Annotated in this window: 13 protein-coding genes; 10 read left to right on the plus strand and 3 right to left on the minus strand. The window is 73.5% G+C overall.

Features of this window, described 5'->3' with window-relative positions; genetic code table 11:
- Positions 1-5: 5 nt before the first annotated feature.
- The 4 genes from P2H44_RS19560 (at position 6) to P2H44_RS19575 (ending at position 5,130) form a co-directional block, all read left to right on the plus strand.
- Complete coding sequence (locus P2H44_RS19560; protein WP_275766202.1) at positions 6-887, plus strand: ABC transporter permease; 882 nt, start codon at positions 6-8, stop codon at positions 885-887.
- 60 nt (positions 888-947) lie between these two features.
- Positions 948-2,501, plus strand: coding sequence for an ABC transporter substrate-binding protein (locus P2H44_RS19565; protein ID WP_275766205.1), 1,554 nt, complete (start codon positions 948-950; stop codon positions 2,499-2,501).
- Between the two features lie 68 nt (positions 2,502-2,569).
- A complete protein-coding gene (locus P2H44_RS19570) occupies positions 2,570-3,424 on the plus strand; it encodes a metallophosphoesterase family protein (protein ID WP_275766208.1) in 855 nt (284 codons plus the stop codon).
- Complete coding sequence (locus tag P2H44_RS19575) at positions 3,421-5,130, plus strand: ABC transporter ATP-binding protein (protein ID WP_275766211.1); 1,710 nt, start codon at positions 3,421-3,423, stop codon at positions 5,128-5,130. The genes P2H44_RS19570 and P2H44_RS19575 overlap by 4 nt, the downstream gene beginning before the upstream one ends.
- A 143-nt stretch (positions 5,131-5,273) precedes the next feature.
- Here the strand turns inward: P2H44_RS19575 and P2H44_RS19580 are convergent, their stop codons facing one another.
- Together P2H44_RS19580 and P2H44_RS19585 are read right to left on the minus strand one after the other, a co-directional pair.
- Positions 5,274-6,272: an L-carnitine dehydrogenase gene (locus P2H44_RS19580; RefSeq protein ID WP_275766214.1), complete on the minus strand. Its 999-nt coding sequence runs from the start codon at positions 6,270-6,272 to the stop codon at positions 5,274-5,276.
- The gene (locus P2H44_RS19585; RefSeq protein ID WP_275766217.1) at positions 6,265-7,158 is read right to left on the minus strand and encodes a beta-keto acid cleavage family enzyme; all 894 of its coding nucleotides are present in this window, start codon (positions 7,156-7,158) and stop codon (positions 6,265-6,267) included. Before P2H44_RS19585 ends, P2H44_RS19580 begins: the two co-directional genes overlap by 8 nt.
- A gap of 424 nt (positions 7,159-7,582) precedes the next feature.
- Here P2H44_RS19585 and P2H44_RS19590 point away from each other — a divergent pair, with 424 nt between their 5' ends.
- The 6 genes from P2H44_RS19590 to P2H44_RS19615 all read left to right on the plus strand — a co-directional run bounded on the left by P2H44_RS19590 (position 7,583) and on the right by P2H44_RS19615 (position 14,815).
- Positions 7,583-8,542 carry an ABC transporter permease gene (locus tag P2H44_RS19590; protein WP_275766218.1) on the plus strand — a complete coding sequence of 320 codons (960 nt, stop codon included), beginning with the start codon at positions 7,583-7,585 and terminating at the stop codon, positions 8,540-8,542.
- Positions 8,539-9,375 (plus strand): ABC transporter permease, encoded by an 837-nt coding sequence (locus tag P2H44_RS19595; protein ID WP_275766219.1) that lies wholly within the window; start codon positions 8,539-8,541, stop codon positions 9,373-9,375. The genes P2H44_RS19590 and P2H44_RS19595 overlap by 4 nt, the downstream gene beginning before the upstream one ends.
- Before the next feature lie 4 nt (positions 9,376-9,379).
- On the plus strand, positions 9,380-11,026 hold the full coding sequence (locus P2H44_RS19600; RefSeq protein ID WP_275766221.1) for an ABC transporter ATP-binding protein: 1,647 nt from the start codon (positions 9,380-9,382) through the stop codon (positions 11,024-11,026).
- Between the two features lie 4 nt (positions 11,027-11,030).
- Entirely contained in the window at positions 11,031-12,014 is a 984-nt protein-coding gene (locus P2H44_RS19605; protein WP_275766224.1) for an alpha/beta hydrolase, read from the plus strand.
- Between the two features lie 108 nt (positions 12,015-12,122).
- On the plus strand, positions 12,123-13,691 hold the full coding sequence (locus P2H44_RS19610) for an ABC transporter substrate-binding protein (RefSeq protein ID WP_275766226.1): 1,569 nt from the start codon (positions 12,123-12,125) through the stop codon (positions 13,689-13,691).
- A complete protein-coding gene (locus P2H44_RS19615; protein WP_275766228.1) occupies positions 13,679-14,815 on the plus strand; it encodes a GlxA family transcriptional regulator in 1,137 nt (378 codons plus the stop codon). Before P2H44_RS19610 ends, P2H44_RS19615 begins: the two co-directional genes overlap by 13 nt.
- Before the next feature lie 8 nt (positions 14,816-14,823).
- On the opposite strand, the gene P2H44_RS19620 is transcribed toward P2H44_RS19615, so the two are convergent.
- The gene (locus P2H44_RS19620; RefSeq protein WP_275766230.1) at positions 14,824-16,308 is read right to left on the minus strand and encodes an AcvB/VirJ family lysyl-phosphatidylglycerol hydrolase; all 1,485 of its coding nucleotides are present in this window, start codon (positions 16,306-16,308) and stop codon (positions 14,824-14,826) included.
- Between the last annotated feature and the right edge of the window lie 51 nt (positions 16,309-16,359).

The raw sequence follows: 16,359 nt of genomic DNA on the forward strand, positions 1-16,359 counted from the left end.
GCGCCATGACCGCCTACGCAGACCCCGCCCCCCGCCGCCTGCGCCTGCCGCGGCTCGAGGGCGCCGACCCGATCCGCCTGATCGCGCTGGCCGTCGCGGTCCTGCTGGTCGCCGCCGCGATCCTCGCGCCCCTGGTCGCCCCCTACGACCCGCTGGGCCAGAGCCTGATCTCCCGCCTGCGCCCGCCCGTGGGGTTCGAGCGCGCCTCCCCCGGCCACTGGCTGGGCACCGACGAGCTGGGCCGCGACGTCCTCTCCCGCGCCCTCTACGGCCTGCGCCTGACGCTGGCGCTGGCCGGGGGCGGGGCGCTGATCGGCCTCCTGATCGGCGGGACCATGGGCCTCGTCGCCGGGCTGCGCCGCGGCTGGGTCGAGGACCTGATCATGGGTCTCGTCGACCTGCAGATCGCCGTGCCCTTCACCCTGATCGCGCTCCTGATCCTGGCGCTCGCCGGATCGTCGCTGGAGGTCCTGGTCCTCGTCCTCGGCATCGCGGGGTGGGAGCAGTACGCCCGCATCGTGCGCGCCGAGACCCGCCGCCTCGCCGCCCAGCCCTTCGTCGAGAGCGCCCGCGCCGCCGGCGCCTCGGGCGGCTACATCGCGCGCCGCCACCTGCTGCCGAACCTCGTCTCGCCGCTGGTGGTGCAGTTCACGCTGGCGCTGTCGAACATCGTGATCCTCGAGAGCACGCTCAGCTTCCTCGGCCTCGGCGTGCAGCCGCCGCATCCCTCGCTCGGCTCGATGGTCGGGCTGGGGCGGGACTACATGCCCAGCGCGCCCTGGATCGTCGCCGTGCCCGCGCTGCTGATCGTGCTGCTGACCTTCGCCGTCCAGATCCTCGGCGACTGGCTGCGCGACCGGGCAGATGTCCGCCTGCGCGAACGCTGACCCCCCATCGAACAACAAGACCGCCCCGCGCGGCCCCTTCCCCCTCACGGAGTGAGACCCATGCTCAGACTGCTCCTGACCACCGCCCTGACCGCCGGCCTCGGCTTCGCCGCCTCCGCCCAGGAGATCACCGTCGGCGCTGCCAACGTGGCCCCCTACCTCGATCCCGGCCGCGACCACTCCAACGTCGGCTCGCAGTTCTACTACAACGCCTTCGACACGCTGATCGCCCGCGATCCCGCCAGCATCGAGCCCGTCTGGCAGCCCGGCCTCGCCACCTCGTGGGAGCTGGTCGAGCCGAAGGTGATGGAGTTCAAGCTCCGTGAAGGCGTGACCTTCCACAACGGCGAGGCGATGACCGCCGACGACGTGGTCTTCTCGCTCAACCGGATGTTCCAGGCGACCTTCCCGCCCTACGCCGTGCGCTCCAAGGACCGCCTCAACAATTTCGAGAAAGCCGAGAAGGTCGACGACTACACCGTGCGCGTCCACGCCAAGCGCGAGGAGCCGCTGTGGGAAACCCTCATGAACCTCCAGCAGGTCATGATCATCCCCGAGGACTACACCAAGGCCCTCTCGGGCGACCCGAAGGTGGCCGAGGACGGCGACTTCGAGGCGTTCTCCCTCAAGCCCGTCGGCACCGGTCCCTACGCGATCTCCGAGTTCACGCCGGGCGAGCGGGTGGTCTACTCGCGCTTCGACGGCTTCTGGGGCGACAAGGCCCCGCTCGCCAAGGCCACCGTGGTGCAGATCGCCGAGACCGCCAGCCGCATCACCGCGCTGAAGACCGGCGAGGTCGACCTGATCACCAACCTGGCGCCCGACCAGCTGGCCCTGGTGGACGCGGACCCTGCGCTGAAGACCGAAGGCTCGGCCACCGCGCTGTTCCACGTGATGATCATGAACGTGAATCATCCCAAGCTGCAGGACCCGCGCATCCGCCAGGCCATGTCGCTCGCCATCGACCGCGACCTGCTGAACGAGGCGCTGTGGCAGGGCAAGGCGATCGTGCCGACCTCGCACACCATGGCCGAGATGGGCGCCCTCCATCAGCCCGACCTGACGACCTTCGAGCACGACCCCGAGCGGGCGAAGGCCCTGCTCGAGGAGGCCGGCTACGACGGGTTCGAGATCACCTACGACACCCACCCGACCTACTACACCAACGGCCTGCTCGCCGCGCAGGCGATCATGGAGATGTGGGCCGCCGTGGGCATCAACGGCCGCGTCAACGTCGCCGAGAAATGGTCGGGCGGCTCCCCCGACATGATGGCCCGCAACTGGTCGAACCCGATGTACTTCGCCGACCCGTTCGGCTCCTTCGGCGTGATGTGGGCGCCCAACGGCCCCTCCGAGGGCGAGGGCCGCTTCAACACCGACGAGGACTACGCGCAGAAGTGGGACCGCTTCCGCTTCTCGTCGGACGTCGAGACCCGCAAGGCCGCCTATGCCGAGCTGATGGAGCGCATCCAGCAGGACCCGCCCGTCCTGCCGCTCTACCGCCCGTTCGAGAGCTGGGGGATGAAGAAGTCGGTCAACTGGGCCCCGCGCCCGGGCCACATCCCCTACGTGCTCGACTTCCGCTCCGGCGCGATCTCGCTGGCCGACAGCTGATCGCCTGATCTCCCGGGCGGGGCGTCCAGCCCCGCCCGACCCTTTCCGCACATCCAGGGCCCCACGCCATGACCGCTCCGCTGCGCATCGCCGTCGTCGCCGACATCCACCACGGCCTCCCCTCCCACACCAAGCGAGGGGACGCCGGCCTCGACCTGCTGGCCCGCTTCGTCGCCTTCTGCAACGCCGAGCGGCCCGACCTGGTGCTGGACCTCGGCGACCGCATCTCCGACGTCGACGCCCAGACCGACGCGCGGCTGGAGGCCGAGGTGGCCGAGGTGTTCCGCGACCTCGACGCGCCCATCCGCCACGTCTGCGGCAACCACGACCGCGACCACCTGAGCGTCGAGGAGAACGCCGCCATCCTCGGCGCGCCGCTGGCCTCCGAGGTCGTGGACCTCGGCGCCTGGGACGTGGCGCTGTGGCGGGCGGACGCAAAGATCCATCGCGACCGTCCCCGCCCCGGCTTCGACCTGCCGGAGGCGGACCTGCTGTGGCTGTCGCGCACCATCCAGGCCGCGACGAAGCCCACGCTGGTCGTCACCCACGTGCCGATGTCGGGCCACGCCCAGACCGGCAACTACTACTTCCAGCGCAACCCGCACCTCGCCACCTACCCGCAGTCCGAGCGGGTGCGCGCGGCCCTCTCCCAGGCCCGCGTGCCGGTGGTGGCGCTGGCGGGCCACGTGCACTGGAACACCGTGACCACCGTCGACGGCATCCCGCACCTGACCCAGCAGTCGCTGACCGAGTCCTTCACCACCGCCGGCGATCCCGCCGAGGCCTGGGGGATGCTGGAGCTGTCGGACGTGGTGCGCTGGCAGGTCTTCGGCCTCGATCCGTTCGAGGCGACCGTCACCCCCACCGCCCGCCGCTGGACCCCCCCGCTCGCCCCGTTCTTCACCGAGCTCGCCGCGGAATGACCCGCATCCTGCCCCCCAACCCGCCGGTCCTGTCGGTGAAGGACCTGCGCGTCGCCTTCGGCCGGCACGAGGCCGTGCGCGGCCTCTCCTTCGACCTGCACGCCGGCGAGACCCTGGCGCTGGTCGGCGAGAGCGGCTCGGGCAAGTCCACCGCCGCCCTCTCGATCCTGCGCCTGGTCGAGCGGGAGGGGGGCAGGATCGCCGGCGGCTCGATCCGCCTGGGCGACACGGAGGTCACCACCCTCCCCCCCGCCGCGCTGCGCGCCATCCGCGGCGACCGGGTGGCGATGGTGTTCCAGGAGCCGATGACCTCGCTGAACCCGGTGATGCGCGTCGGCGAGCAGCTGGAGGAGGCCGTCCGCCTCCACCGCGGCCTGCGCGGCCGCGCGGCGCGCGCGGCCTGCCTCGCCGCCCTCGAGCGGGTCCGCATCCCCGAGCCCGCCCGCCGCCTGCGCCAGCACCCGCACGAACTTTCGGGCGGCCTGCGCCAGCGGGTGATGATCGCCATGGCGCTCGCCTGCGAGCCCGACGTGCTGATCGCCGACGAGCCGACCACCGCGCTCGACGTCACCACCCAGGCCGAGATCCTGGACCTGATGCGCAGCCTGCAGGCCGAGCTGGGCATGGCGGTCCTGTTCATCACCCACGACATGGGCGTGGTGGCCGAGATGGCCGACCGCGTCGTGGTCATGCGCCATGGCGAGAAGGTCGAGGAGGCGACGACCGAAGGCCTGTTCTCCGCCCCCCGCTCCGACTACGCGCGCGAGCTGCTGGCCGCGATCCCGCGCCTCGGCGCCGGCTCGCCCGCGCCGCTGGCCTCGCCCGAGCCGCTGCTGGAGGTCCGCAACCTCACCACCCGCTTCGGCCGCGGCGGGATCTTCCGCAAGGCGCCGCCGCCGGTGGTGCGCGACGTCTCCCTGACGCTGGCCCGCGGAGAGACGCTGGGCCTGGTGGGCGAGAGCGGCTGCGGGAAGTCCACCCTCGCCCGCTCGATCCTGCGGCTAGTCGAGCCGGAGGCGGGCCACGCGACCCTCGACGGCCTGCCCCTGACCGGCGTGCCCCAGTCGGCGCTGAAGGCCGCCCGCCGGCGGATGCAGATGGTCTTCCAGGACCCCTACGCTTCGCTCAACCCGCGCCTGCCCATCGCCGACCTGGTGACCGAGCCCGCCTTCCTCGCGGGCCTCGTCTCCCCGAAGGACCGCCGGGCGCTGGCCGAGGACCTGCTGGAGCGCGTGCGGCTTGAGCCCGAGGCCGCCGAGCGCTTCCCCCACCAGTTCTCCGGCGGCCAGCGTCAGCGCATCTGCATCGCGCGGGCGCTGTCGGTGCGCCCGGCGCTGATCGTGGCGGACGAGGCGGTGAGCGCGCTCGACGTCTCCATCGCCCGCCGGGTCACCGACCTGATGGCCGAGATCCAGGCGCGCGACGGCGTCAGCTTCCTGTTCATCAGCCACGACCTCGCGGTGGTGGAACGCGTCAGCCACCGGATCGCGGTGATGCTGCGCGGCGAGATCGTCGAGATGGGGCCGACGGCGCAGGTCCTCTCGGACCCTCGCCACAGCTACACCCGCAAGCTGCTCGCGGCCGCCCCGCGCCCCGATCCCGCCCGACGGGCGGAGCAGCGCGCCGCCCCCGTCCCCGCGGATCCCGGCGGCTGGCGGTGGGAGACGGCCGGCCCTGCCCATTTCGTGCGGGCCGAGGCGGGCTGAACCCTGCGGGCCGCCCCCCGGTCGCGAGGGGCGCTCGCTGCGGGTCGCGATGACCCGCGCATCCCGCGCAAGGCGCCCTTGCACGCAAAACGCCCGCCGCCGGGCTTGCCGGCGGCGGGCGGTTCTTGTCGGGCGCCTCGGCCTCAGGTCTTCGGGGCGGCCCGTTCGGCCAGCGCCTCGCGGCGCGCCTCGACCACTTCGCCGGCGCCGTAGCGCTGGTCGGCCAGGCCCGACATCACCGCCACCAGGCAGGCGTCGCGCAGGGCCTCGTACTCGCGCAGCGAGGTCTCGCCGGCCTGGGCGTCGGACTGGGTCGCGACCCGGTCGATCAGCTCATCGGTCAGTTCGGGCGCCTCGAGCTTCGTCCAGGGCAGCTTCAGGGCCGGGCCGAACTGGGCGAGGAAGTGGCGCATCCCGTCCTCGCCGCCCGCCAGGCGGTAGGTCAGGAACGTGCCCATGAAGGACCAGCGCAGACCCGCCCCGAAGCGCACGGCGTCGTCGATCTCCTCGACCGTCGCCACGCCGTCGTTGACCAGCCACAACGCCTCGCGCCACAGCGCCTCCAGCAGGCGGTCGGCGATGAAGCCGTCGATCTCCTTGCGCACCCGCAGGGGCCGCATCCCGATCGAGCGGTAAATCGCGGCGGCCTGCTCGCAGGCGGCGTCGGAGGTCTTCTCGCCCCCGCAGATCTCGACCAGCGGCAGCAGGTAGACCGGGTTGAACGGGTGGCCGACGACCAGCCGCTCGGGCCGGGTCATCCCCGATTGCAGGCGCGAGGGCAGCAGGCCCGAGGTCGAGGAGCCGATCACCGTCTGCGCCGGCGCGGCCGCGTCGATCTCGGCGAGGATCCGGATCTTGAGGTCCTCCCGCTCGGGCAGGCTCTCCTGGATGAAGTCGGCGCCCGCCACCGCCTCGGCGATCGAGGCGGCGTAGACGATCTCGCCTTCCTCGGGCAGGGGCGCGCCCTTCATCAGCCCGGCCTGGGCGGCGCGGGCGTTCTTGAGGACGGCCTCGGTCTTGCGGGCGATCTCGGGGTCGGGGTCGAACAGGCGCACGTTCCAGCCGTCCAGCAGGAAGCGCGCGGCCCAGCCGGCGCCGATGACGCCGCCGCCGACGAGCGCCGCGGTTTTCCGATCAGTCATGCTTCACCAGCTTCAGCTTCTCGCGCACCTCGGCGGGGCCCATGACGCGGGCGCCCATGCCCTCGACGATGCCCTTCGCCCGCTCGACGAGCTGGGCGTTGGTCGCCTTCACGCCCTTCTCCAGCCAGAGGTTGTCCTCCAGCCCCACGCGCACGTTGCCGCCCGCCAGCGTCGCCATCGCCGCATAAGGCAGCTGGTCGCGCCCGATGGAGAAGGCCGAGAACTGCGCCCCCGCCGGCAGGTTGTGCACCAGCGACATCAGCGTCAGCGGATCGGCCGGCGCGCCGTAGGGGATGCCCATGCAGAGCTGGATCAGGAGCGGGTCGTCCAGCAGCCCCTCCCGCTGCAGCTCCTTCACGAAGACCAGGTGGCCGGCGTCGAAGACCTCCAGCTCCGGCCTGACCCCCAGCGCCTGCACCTGCCGCGCCATCGCGCGGAGCACCGAGGGCGTGTTGGTCATCACGTAGTCGCCCAGCGCGAAATTCATCGTGCCGCAGTCGAGCGTGCAGATCTCCGGGCGCAGCTTCGCCACGTGCTCCAGCCGCTCGGTCGGGCCGACCATGTCGGTCCCGGCGGGGTCGAGGGGCAGGGGGCTTTCGCCCGCGCCGAAGACCACGTCGCCGCCCATGCCGGCGGTCAGGTTGATGATCACGTCCACGTCCGAGGCGCGGATGCGCGCGACCACCTCCTCGTAGAGCTCCAGCCGGCGGGCGGCCTGTCCGGTCTCGGGGTCGCGGACGTGGATATGGGCGATCGCCGCGCCCGCACGGGCGGCCTCGATCGAGGCGTTCGCGATCTGCTCGGGCGTCACCGGGACATGCGGGCTCTTGTCCGCCGTGTCGCCGCCGCCGGTGACGGCGCAGGTGATGAAGACGTCGCGGTTCATGACATCGCGCCTCGCGCTCAGGGAAAGGGGAGTCGGCGCTCTCACGCCGTCCGCGACAGGATCCGCCCATTCGGCGACGCCTGCCTCCCGCATAACGACAGGGAGTTTGCATGGCACGACGGATGCGGCGGAGGCGCGCCGATCTCGTCGCGATTTGAAAAATTGAAGACGCCGAATGTATCGAGAGGCCGAATGCGACTCGTATGATCCTGAGAACGCCACCGCGACTCGCCGCCGCGCCGAATCCGGCGCCGGCGGTCGCGAAGGGAGCGGCCCGCCCTCGGCCCCGCCGCCTCCGCGGCCGCGGGCCTCGAGGCCCGGCGCGCCCCGACGTCGAAAAAGGAGAGACCCGGCCCATGCCCGCCCTCGCCGCGATCCCGCGTCCCGCTCCGCCTCCCCCGGCGGCCCCCTCGGAGGCCCGGCCATGAGCGGCGGACTCGCGCGGATGATCGCGGTGCGCATCGGGCTGGGGCTGCTGACGCTGCTGCTGATCTCGGTGCTGATCTTCGGCGCCATGGGCCTGCTGCCCGGCGACGTGGCCGAGGCGATCCTGGGCCAGAACCGCACGCCCGAGACGGTGGCCGCCCTGCGCACGCAGCTCGGCCTCGATCAGCCGGCGTGGAGCCGGTATCTCGACTGGATCGGCGGCATGCTGACGGGCGACTTCGGCCGCTCCCTCGCCTCCGGCCGGCCGGTGGCCGAGCTGATCGGGGGGCGGCTGGTCAACACCCTGTCGCTGGCGGCCTACGCGGCGCTGATCTCGGTGCCGCTGTCCATCGCGCTGGGGATCGTGGCGGCCCTGTTCCGGGGGCGCGGCGTCGACCGCGGCATCTCCATCGGGGCGCTGACCGCGATCTCGATGCCCGACTTCTTCGTGGCCTACGTGATGATCTTCCTCTTCGCGGTTTCCTGGGGGCTGCTGCCCTCGCTGTCGGCGGTCTCGCCCGGCGGGGGGCTGGGGGAGTGGCTCTATCGCTCCACCCTGCCGGCGCTGGCGCTGACGCTGGCGACCTCGGCGCACATGCTGCGCATGACGCGGGCGTCCATCGTGAACGTGCTCGCCTCGCCCTATGTCGAGATGGCGCGCCTGAAGGGCCTGCCGCCGCGGCGGGTGGTGGTGCGCCACGCGCTGCCCAACGCGCTCGCGCCGATCATCAACGTGGTGGCGGTGAACCTCGCCTTCCTGATCGTGGGCGTCGTGGTGGTCGAGACGGTGTTCGTCTATCCGGGCCTGGGCCAGCTGATGGTCGACTCGGTCGCCGCGCGCGACGTGCCGGTGGTGCAGGCGGCCTGCCTGATCTTCGCCACCGCCTACGTCTCGCTGAACCTGCTCGCCGACGTGCTGTCGATCCTGACCAACCCCCGGCTGAGGACCGCCCGATGAGCGCGCCGACGAAACTCGCCGCGACGCTGCGCACCGCCCCGCCGAGCGCGCTGCTGGGCATCCTCGTGCTGGCCGCGGTGGCGCTGCTGGCCCTCTTCGCCCCCGTCGCCGCCCCCTATGGCGAGCGCGAGATCGTGGGCGACGCGTTCGAGGTGTGGTCGGACCAGTTCTGGCTGGGCACCGACAACCTGGGGCGGGACATGCTCTCCCGCCTGATCTGGGGGGCGCGCAACACGATCGGCATGGCGCTGCTGACCACCGCCATCGCCTTCGTGGTGGGCGCGGCGACCGGGTTGCTGGCGGGCACGGTCGGGGGCTGGGCCGACCGGCTGCTGGCCTGGATCGTGGACGTGATCATGGCCATGCCCTCGCTGATCCTGGCGCTGCTGCTGCTGTCGATCTTCGGCGCCTCGACCGCGATCCTGGTGGGCATCATCGCGGCGATCGAGGCGACGCGCGTGTTCCGCCTGTCGCGCGCGGTCGCGATGAACATCTCGGTGATGGAGTATCTCGACGCCGCCCGCCTGCGGGGGGAGAGCGTGCCCTCGATCCTGTGGCGGGAGGTGCTGCCCAACGCCTCCGCGCCGCTGGTGGCCGAGTTCGGGCTGCGCTTCTGCTTCGTGTTCCTCTTCGTCTCCTCGCTGTCGTTCCTGGGGCTGGGCATCCAGCCGCCGACGGCGGACTGGGGCTCGATGGTGCGCGACAACGCCACCCTGATCACCTACGGCGACATCACCCCCCTGCTGCCCGCCGCCGCCATCGCGCTGGTCACCGTCTCGGTGAACCTGGTGGTGGACTGGGTGCTGCACCGCTCCTCCGGGCTGAAGGACTGATGCGATGAGCGAGACGCTTCTCACCATCCGCGGCCTGACCATCACCGCCGGCTCGGGGCGCAAGGCCGTGACCCTGGTCGAGGGGGCGGACCTCGACCTCGCCCGCGGCGAGGTGCTGGGGCTGATCGGGGAATCCGGCGCGGGCAAGTCCACGCTGGGCCTCGCGGCGATGGGCTTCGCGCGGGACGGCTGCCGGATCTCGGCCGGGTCGGTCGTCTTCGACGGCATGGACCTGACCCGGATGCCCGAGCGCCGGCGCCGCCGCCTGCGCGGCGCGCGGGTCGCCTACGTCGCCCAGTCGGCCGCCGCCAGCTTCAACCCCGCCCGCACCCTGCTGGAGCAGACCATCGAGGCGCCGCTGCGCCACGGCCTGATGTCCCGCGAGGAGGCCGAGCGGGAGGCCGTCGCCCTCTACGCCCGCCTGCGCCTGCCGGAGCCCGAGAGCATCGGGCGCCGCTATCCCCACCAGGTCTCCGGCGGTCAGCTTCAGCGCGCCATGACCGCGATGGCGATGATCACCCGGCCCGACCTGATCGTCTTCGACGAGCCGACCACCGCGCTCGACGTCACCACCCAGGTCGAGGTTCTGGCCACGATCCGCGACGCGGTGGCCGAGCTGGGCACGGCCGCCATCTACATCACCCACGACCTCGCCGTGGTGGCCCAGATGGCCGACCGCATCATGGTCATGCGCGAAGGCCGCGTGGTCGAGCAGGGCGAGACCGCGGCCCTGATGTCCAACCCCCAGGCCGCCTACACCAAGTCCCTGTGGTCGGTGCGCGAGTTCCGCGCCGCCCCCAAGCCCCTGCCGGCCCCCGACGCCCAGCCCCATGTCGAGGCGCGCGGCATCGTCGCCGCCTACGGCGCCCAGCCGGTGCTGCACGGCGTCGACGTGGCGATGCAGCCCGGCCGGACGCTGGCCGTGATCGGGGAGAGCGGCTCGGGCAAGTCCACGCTCGCGCGCGTCCTCTCGGGCCTGCTGCCGGCGAAGGAGGGCGAGTGCCGGCTGAAGGGGGAGGCGCTGGCCGCCTCCTACCGCGGGCGCGGCAAGGACGAGCTTCGCCGCGTGCAGCTGATCTTCCAGATGGCCGACACCGCGCTGAACCCCAAGGTGCGGGTGCGCGACGCGCTCGGCCGCCCGCTGACCCGCCTGCTGGGCCTGCGCGGCCGCGCCCGCGAGGAGCGCCTGCACCACCTGATGCGCGAGATCGACATGGACCCCGACGTCCACCTCGACCGCTACCCCGGGGAGCTCTCGGGCGGGCAGAAGCAGCGCGTGGCCATCGCCCGGGCGCTGGCCGCCGAGCCGGAGTTCCTGATCTGCGACGAGGTCACCTCGGCCCTCGACCAGGTGGTGGCCGAGGAGATCCTGCGCCTGCTCGACCGCCTGCAGCGGGAGCGGGGACTGACCATGATGTTCATCACCCACGACATCGCCACCGTCCGCGCGCTCGCCGACGACGTGGTGGTGATGAAGGACGGCCATGTCGTCGCCGCAGGCCTCAAGGACGACGTCCTGGACAGGCCGACCGACCCCTACGTGCGCACGCTGATGGAATCGGCGCCCGAGATGGACCCGACCTGGCTCGACCGTCTGCTGGCGGCGCGCGCCGGCCGCGGCGCCGCCCCCGCCCTCGCCGAAGGAGCCTGACGCCATGTCCCATTCGCACCCCATGCCCGCCGACCCGGAGGTGGTCGAGTTCATCGAACGGACCCTGTCGTGGTATCCCGCCGACGCCTACGCCATGTCGCTGGAGGAGAACCGCCGCCTCTACGACGCCATGGCCGAGGCCTTCCGCGCCCCGCGCCCCGAGGGGATCGAGACCGAGGACTTCGCGGTGGCCGCCGCCGACCCGGCGCGCGAGATCCCCTGCCGGCGCTACCTGCCCCGCGGCGTGGACCGGGCCGCGCCTCTGGTCCTCTACGCCCATGGCGGCGGCTTCGTGCTGGGCGGGCTCGAGAGCCATGACGACGCCTGCGCGGGCATCGCCAAGCGGACGGGGCTCGAGGTGGTGGCGGTCGACTATCGCCTCGCGCCCGAGAACCTCCATCCCGCCCAGGGCGACGACTTCGAGGCGGCGTTCGAGCATGTGGCGAAGGACGGCCGCAAGGTGATCGTCGCGGGCGACAGCGCCGGCGGGAACCTGGTCGGCGCGCTGGTCCTGCGCCGCCGCGCGGCGGACGGCCCCGCGCCCATCGGCCAGGTGCTGATCTACCCCGGCCTCGGCGGCGACCGCAGCCGGGGCAGCTACGTCGAGATGGCCGACGCCCCCCTGCTGAAGGCCAAGGAGGGCGAGACCTACGCCGGCATCCGCACCGGCGGCACGCTCACCGAGGCGCAGCGCAACGATCCCGACATGGCGCCCCTGAAGGCGCAGGACCTCTCGGACCTGCCGCCCGCCTTCGTGGTCACCGCCCACATCGACCCGATCCGCGACGACGGCGAGGCCTGGGCCCGCCGCCTGAGCGCCGCCGGAGTGCCGGCCGAGTGGCGCGACGAGCCGGAGCTGGTCCACGGCTACCTGCGCGCCCGGCACATGTCCAAGCGCACCGCCGAGAGCTTCGCGGCCATCTGCGACGCCATCGTCCGCATGGCCGAGGGCCGCTTCGTCTCCGCCCCCGAGGCCGCCGGCGCCTGAACGCTCCCGCGGCGCGCGCCTCGGGGCGCGCGACCGCCTCGCGACACCGCGGCGCGCGCCATGTCGGGCGCGCCCGCTTCGACAAGAACCGACAGAGAGGTGAGATCCATGTCCCGACTGATCCTTCCCCGGGCGCAGGGCGTCAAGCCCAGCCGCCGCGCGGTCCTCGCCGGCGGCGCGGCCGTATTCGCCATGGCCGCCGCGCCCCGCGCCCGCGCGGCCGAGCCCAAGAAGGGCGGCGAGTTCCGCCTCGTCGCCTCGGGCAACACCTCGGACAGCCACGATCCGGCGACCTGGGGCACCTCGGGCATCATCAACATCGGCCTGTGGGGCGCGGTCTACAACAACCTGACCGAGGTCCATCCCTCGGGCGAGGTCATCGGCGAGCTCGCCGAAAGCTTCGAGCCGTCGGTCGACGCCAAGACCTGGACCTTCCGCCTGCGCGAGGGGATCACCTTCCACGGCGGCCAGACGCTGGAGGCCTCCGACGTCGCGGCCTCTATCAACCATCACCGGGGCGAGGGCTCGTCCTCCTCGGCCAAGGGGATCGTGGCGCCGATCGCCGACATCGCCACCCCCGACGCCCGCACCGTGGTGTTCGAGCTCGACCAGGGCAACGCCGACTTCCCCTTCATCCTGACCGACTACCACCTGGTGATCGGCAAGGCGGTCGAGGGCAAGATCGACTGGGAGACGCCCAACGGCACCGGCGGCTACACCTTCGTCAGCCACGATCCCGGCGTGCGCATGGTGCTGGAGCGCAACCGCGACTACTGGAAGGAGGGGCGCGCCCACTTCGACCATGTCGAGCTGCTCTCGATCCGCGACCCGGCCGCGCGCATGAACGCGCTGGTGACGGGCGAGGTCGACGCGATCTCCTCGGTGGACATCAAGTCGATGTCGCTGCTCGGCCGCGCGCGCGACATCGAGGTGATGGAGACGCCGGGCACCCAGCACTACACCTTCCCGATGTGGTGCGACGCGGCCCCGTTCGAGGACGTCGCCGTGCGCCAGGCGCTCAAGCATGCGATCGACCGCGAGGCGATGCTCAAGACCATCCTCAAGGGCCATGGCTCGGTCGGCAAGGACAGCCCGATCACGCCGGCGAACCGCTTCTTCAACGCGGAGCTCGCCACCCCGACCTACGACCCCGAGAAGGCGAAGAGCCTGCTCAAGAAGGCCGGGCACGACCGGCTGTCGGTCGACCTCTCGGCCGCCGACGCCGCCTTCGCCGGCGCGGTGGACGCCGCCACCCTGTTCCAGGAGAGCGCCGCCGCCGCGGGCATCGACATCAACGTGGTGCGCGAGCCCGACGACGGCTACTGGTCGAACGTGTGGCTGAAGAAGCCGTTCTGCGCCTCCTACTGGGCGGGGCGTCCGACCGAGGACTGGATGTTCTCCCAGGTCTACGCCTCGGACAGCAAGTGGAACGACGCGCACTGGAAGAACCCGCGCTTCGACTCCCTGCTGCTGGAGGCGCGCGCCGAGCTCGACCCCGCGAAGCGGGCGGAGATGTACGGCGAGATGCAGACGCTGGTGTCCGAGGACGGCGGCACGATCATCCCGCTCTACGCCAACTACATCGACGCGCGGAACACCCGCATCGCCCATGGCGAGCTGTCCACGGCCAACGCGCTCGACGGCTGGAAGTGCATCGAGCGGTGGTGGGTCGCCTGAGCGGGCCGCTCCGGCCCCGCGGCCCGTCGGCGGCGCACGCGCCCGCCGACGGGCCCGCTCCGGGCGGCGACGCCCGGGGCCGCGCGCCGGCCGAGGCCGGGGCCAAGGGCGCGCCCCGCGCCGCCCCCGCGGCCGAGGGCGCGCCGGTTCCCGACGACTCCGGCCCCGCGCCCGAGCGGATCGGCTTCCTGCTGGTGCCCCAGTTCTCGATGATGGCCTTCATGTCGGCGACCGAGCCGCTGCGGGTCGCCAACCGCCTCGCCGGGCGGCGGCTTTACGAGTGGAGCGCGCTGTCCGCCGACGGCGGCGCGGTCGAGGCCTCCTCCGGTCTCTCGGTGATGGCCGAGCGGCCGCTGGCCGAGGCGCGCGACCTGCCGATGCTGTTCGTCTGCGCGGGCTTCGACCCGGACGCGCACGCGGCCCCCTCGCTGCTGGCGTCGCTGCGCCGGCTGGCGCGGCGGGGCGCGGTGCTGGGCGCGCTCGACACAGGCGCGTGGCTGCTGGCGCGCGCGGGCCTGCTCGACGACGCCCGCGTGACCCTGCACTGGGAGGCCGCGCCCGCCTTCCGCGAGACCTTCCCCGACATCGAGGTCAGCCAGGACCTCTACGAGATCGACGGCCGCCGCATCACCTGCGCGGGCGGCACGGCGGCGATGGACATGATGCTGGACATGATCGCCTCGCGCCACGGGCACGACCTGGCGGTGGCGGTGGCGCGCCAGTTCATCCAGGACGGGATGCGCGCGCGCACCGTGCGCCAGATGGGCCGCTTCCCGGCCCTGCGCGGACGCCCCGACCGGCGCCTGACCGCGGCGCTGGAGCTGATGCAGCGCTCGCTGGACCATCCGCTGTCGCCGGGGGAGATCGCCGAGGCCGCCTCCCTCTCCGTCCGCCAGCTCGAGCGGCTGTTCCGCGAGCGGCTGGGCGAGAGCCCCGCCGCCGCCCACCTGCGCCTGCGGTTGGAGCGGGCGCGCGAGCTGCTGCGCCAGACCGACCTGCGGGTGCTGGAGGTGGCGACGGCGACCGGCTTCGGCTCCGGCGCCAGCTTCGCCCGGGCCTATCGCGCGCGCTTCGGCGTGGCCCCGCGGGCGGACCGGCGGGAGCCGGACATGATGCGGGGCTGAGCGGGGCCTCAGGGGTCCTGCGCGACGCCTCGGCCCGCGGGCGACAGGCCGACGAGGCCCAGGATCGCCCGCGCCGCCGCGTCGTGGTCCTTGCCCAGGTGGTGGCCGCCGGGCAGGACCAGCCGCCGCACGCCCTCCGCCGCGGGCGGGGGATCGCAGGCCGAGGCCGCCTCCTCCGCGCCCCGGATGCACAGGATCGGCGGCGCGCCGGGCGTCTGCGCCAGCGCCGCGATCTCGGCCGCGACGTCGGCGGCGCCGGTGGCCTCGCCCAGCCAGCCGGCGGGCGAGATCTCGAACCCCGTGCGCCGCTCGGGCACCAGCAGGACGAGGCCCGCGATGCGCGGCCGCGCCTCCGCCGGCAGGCGGCGCAGGACGAAGGGCGCCACGTTCGCGCCCATCGAGAAGCCCACGACCAGCGCCCGGCGCGGCCCCCAGTCCGCGCCGCGCCGCTCGATCAGGCCGGCGAGGTCGGCGGCGATGCGCTCGGGGTCCTTCTCCCGCCACAGGTAGCGCAGCAGCGACAGGCCCGCGACCGGGGCGCCGGCGGCGGCCAGCCGCTCGGCCACCTCCGCGTCGAAGGTCGCCCAGCCGCCGTCGCCCGACAGGAACACCACGAAGACGTCGGAGGCCGGCGCCCCCGGCGCCTCGTGCAGGGCCACGGGCAGCGGCTCGGCGCTCCCGCCTCCACGGAAGGCGAAGTCGGCGCCGGAGACGGACCAGACGGTTTCGAGGAACCCCTGGGAGACGCCGGGCATCCCCGCCGGCGTCGCCGCCGAGGCCTCCGTCGGGGCGGGCGCCGGGGCCTGTCCGCCGGGGCGGGAGGCGGCCGGCATCGCCTCGTCCCCGGCGACCTCCCCTCCCGCACGCTTCAGGCGTCGCCCGTCGCGGGCGATCACCGTCACGCCGGGCAGGGCGGCGACGGGGGAGCGGCCGGCGGCGTCCGCAAGGTCGAACCAGCGCGCCGGGGCCTTGGCCATCGCGCCCGAGATCGCCGCCGCCGCCGTCGCCGCGCAGGGCCCCGCGGCGGTGATGCCGTCCGTCGCCAGTCCCTTGAAATCCTGCGGGGCGGCGGCGGCCAACGCCAGCGCCAGCCCCGCGCCCTCGGCGCGCGCCACCAGCGTGGGCGGGATCGCCTCGGCCCCCGCCCGGCGCGCGACCCGACGCGCCAGAGCCATCGTCGCGCGACCGGCGCGCCCGCAGTCCGCGGGCAGGCGGCGCAGGTCCACGCCCACCACCAGCGCGCCGGAGCGCGACAGCCGGGCGGCGCGCGCCTCCAGCCGCGCGGTCCAGCCCGCGGCGCCCGAGATCATCACGGCGACCGAGCGCGCCTCTCCGGCGGGAAGATGCAGCGTGGCGAGGGCGGCCTGCGCCTCCGCCTCCGCGCCGCCGAGGGCCGGGTGGGGCAGGGCGGCGAGGAGGGCGAGCGCCGGCGCAAGGCCCCGCCGCGCGCGGCGGCGGGCCGAAGCCGGTGCGGGGCGGGTCCTCGGCGCCATCTCGTCCTCCCGCCCCCGGCCATAGGGGCGAGCGGTGGAGAGAGGGTTAAC

The organism is Albimonas marina, from assembly GCF_029223255.1.
Classification (GTDB): Bacteria; Pseudomonadota; Alphaproteobacteria; order Rhodobacterales; family Rhodobacteraceae; genus Albimonas.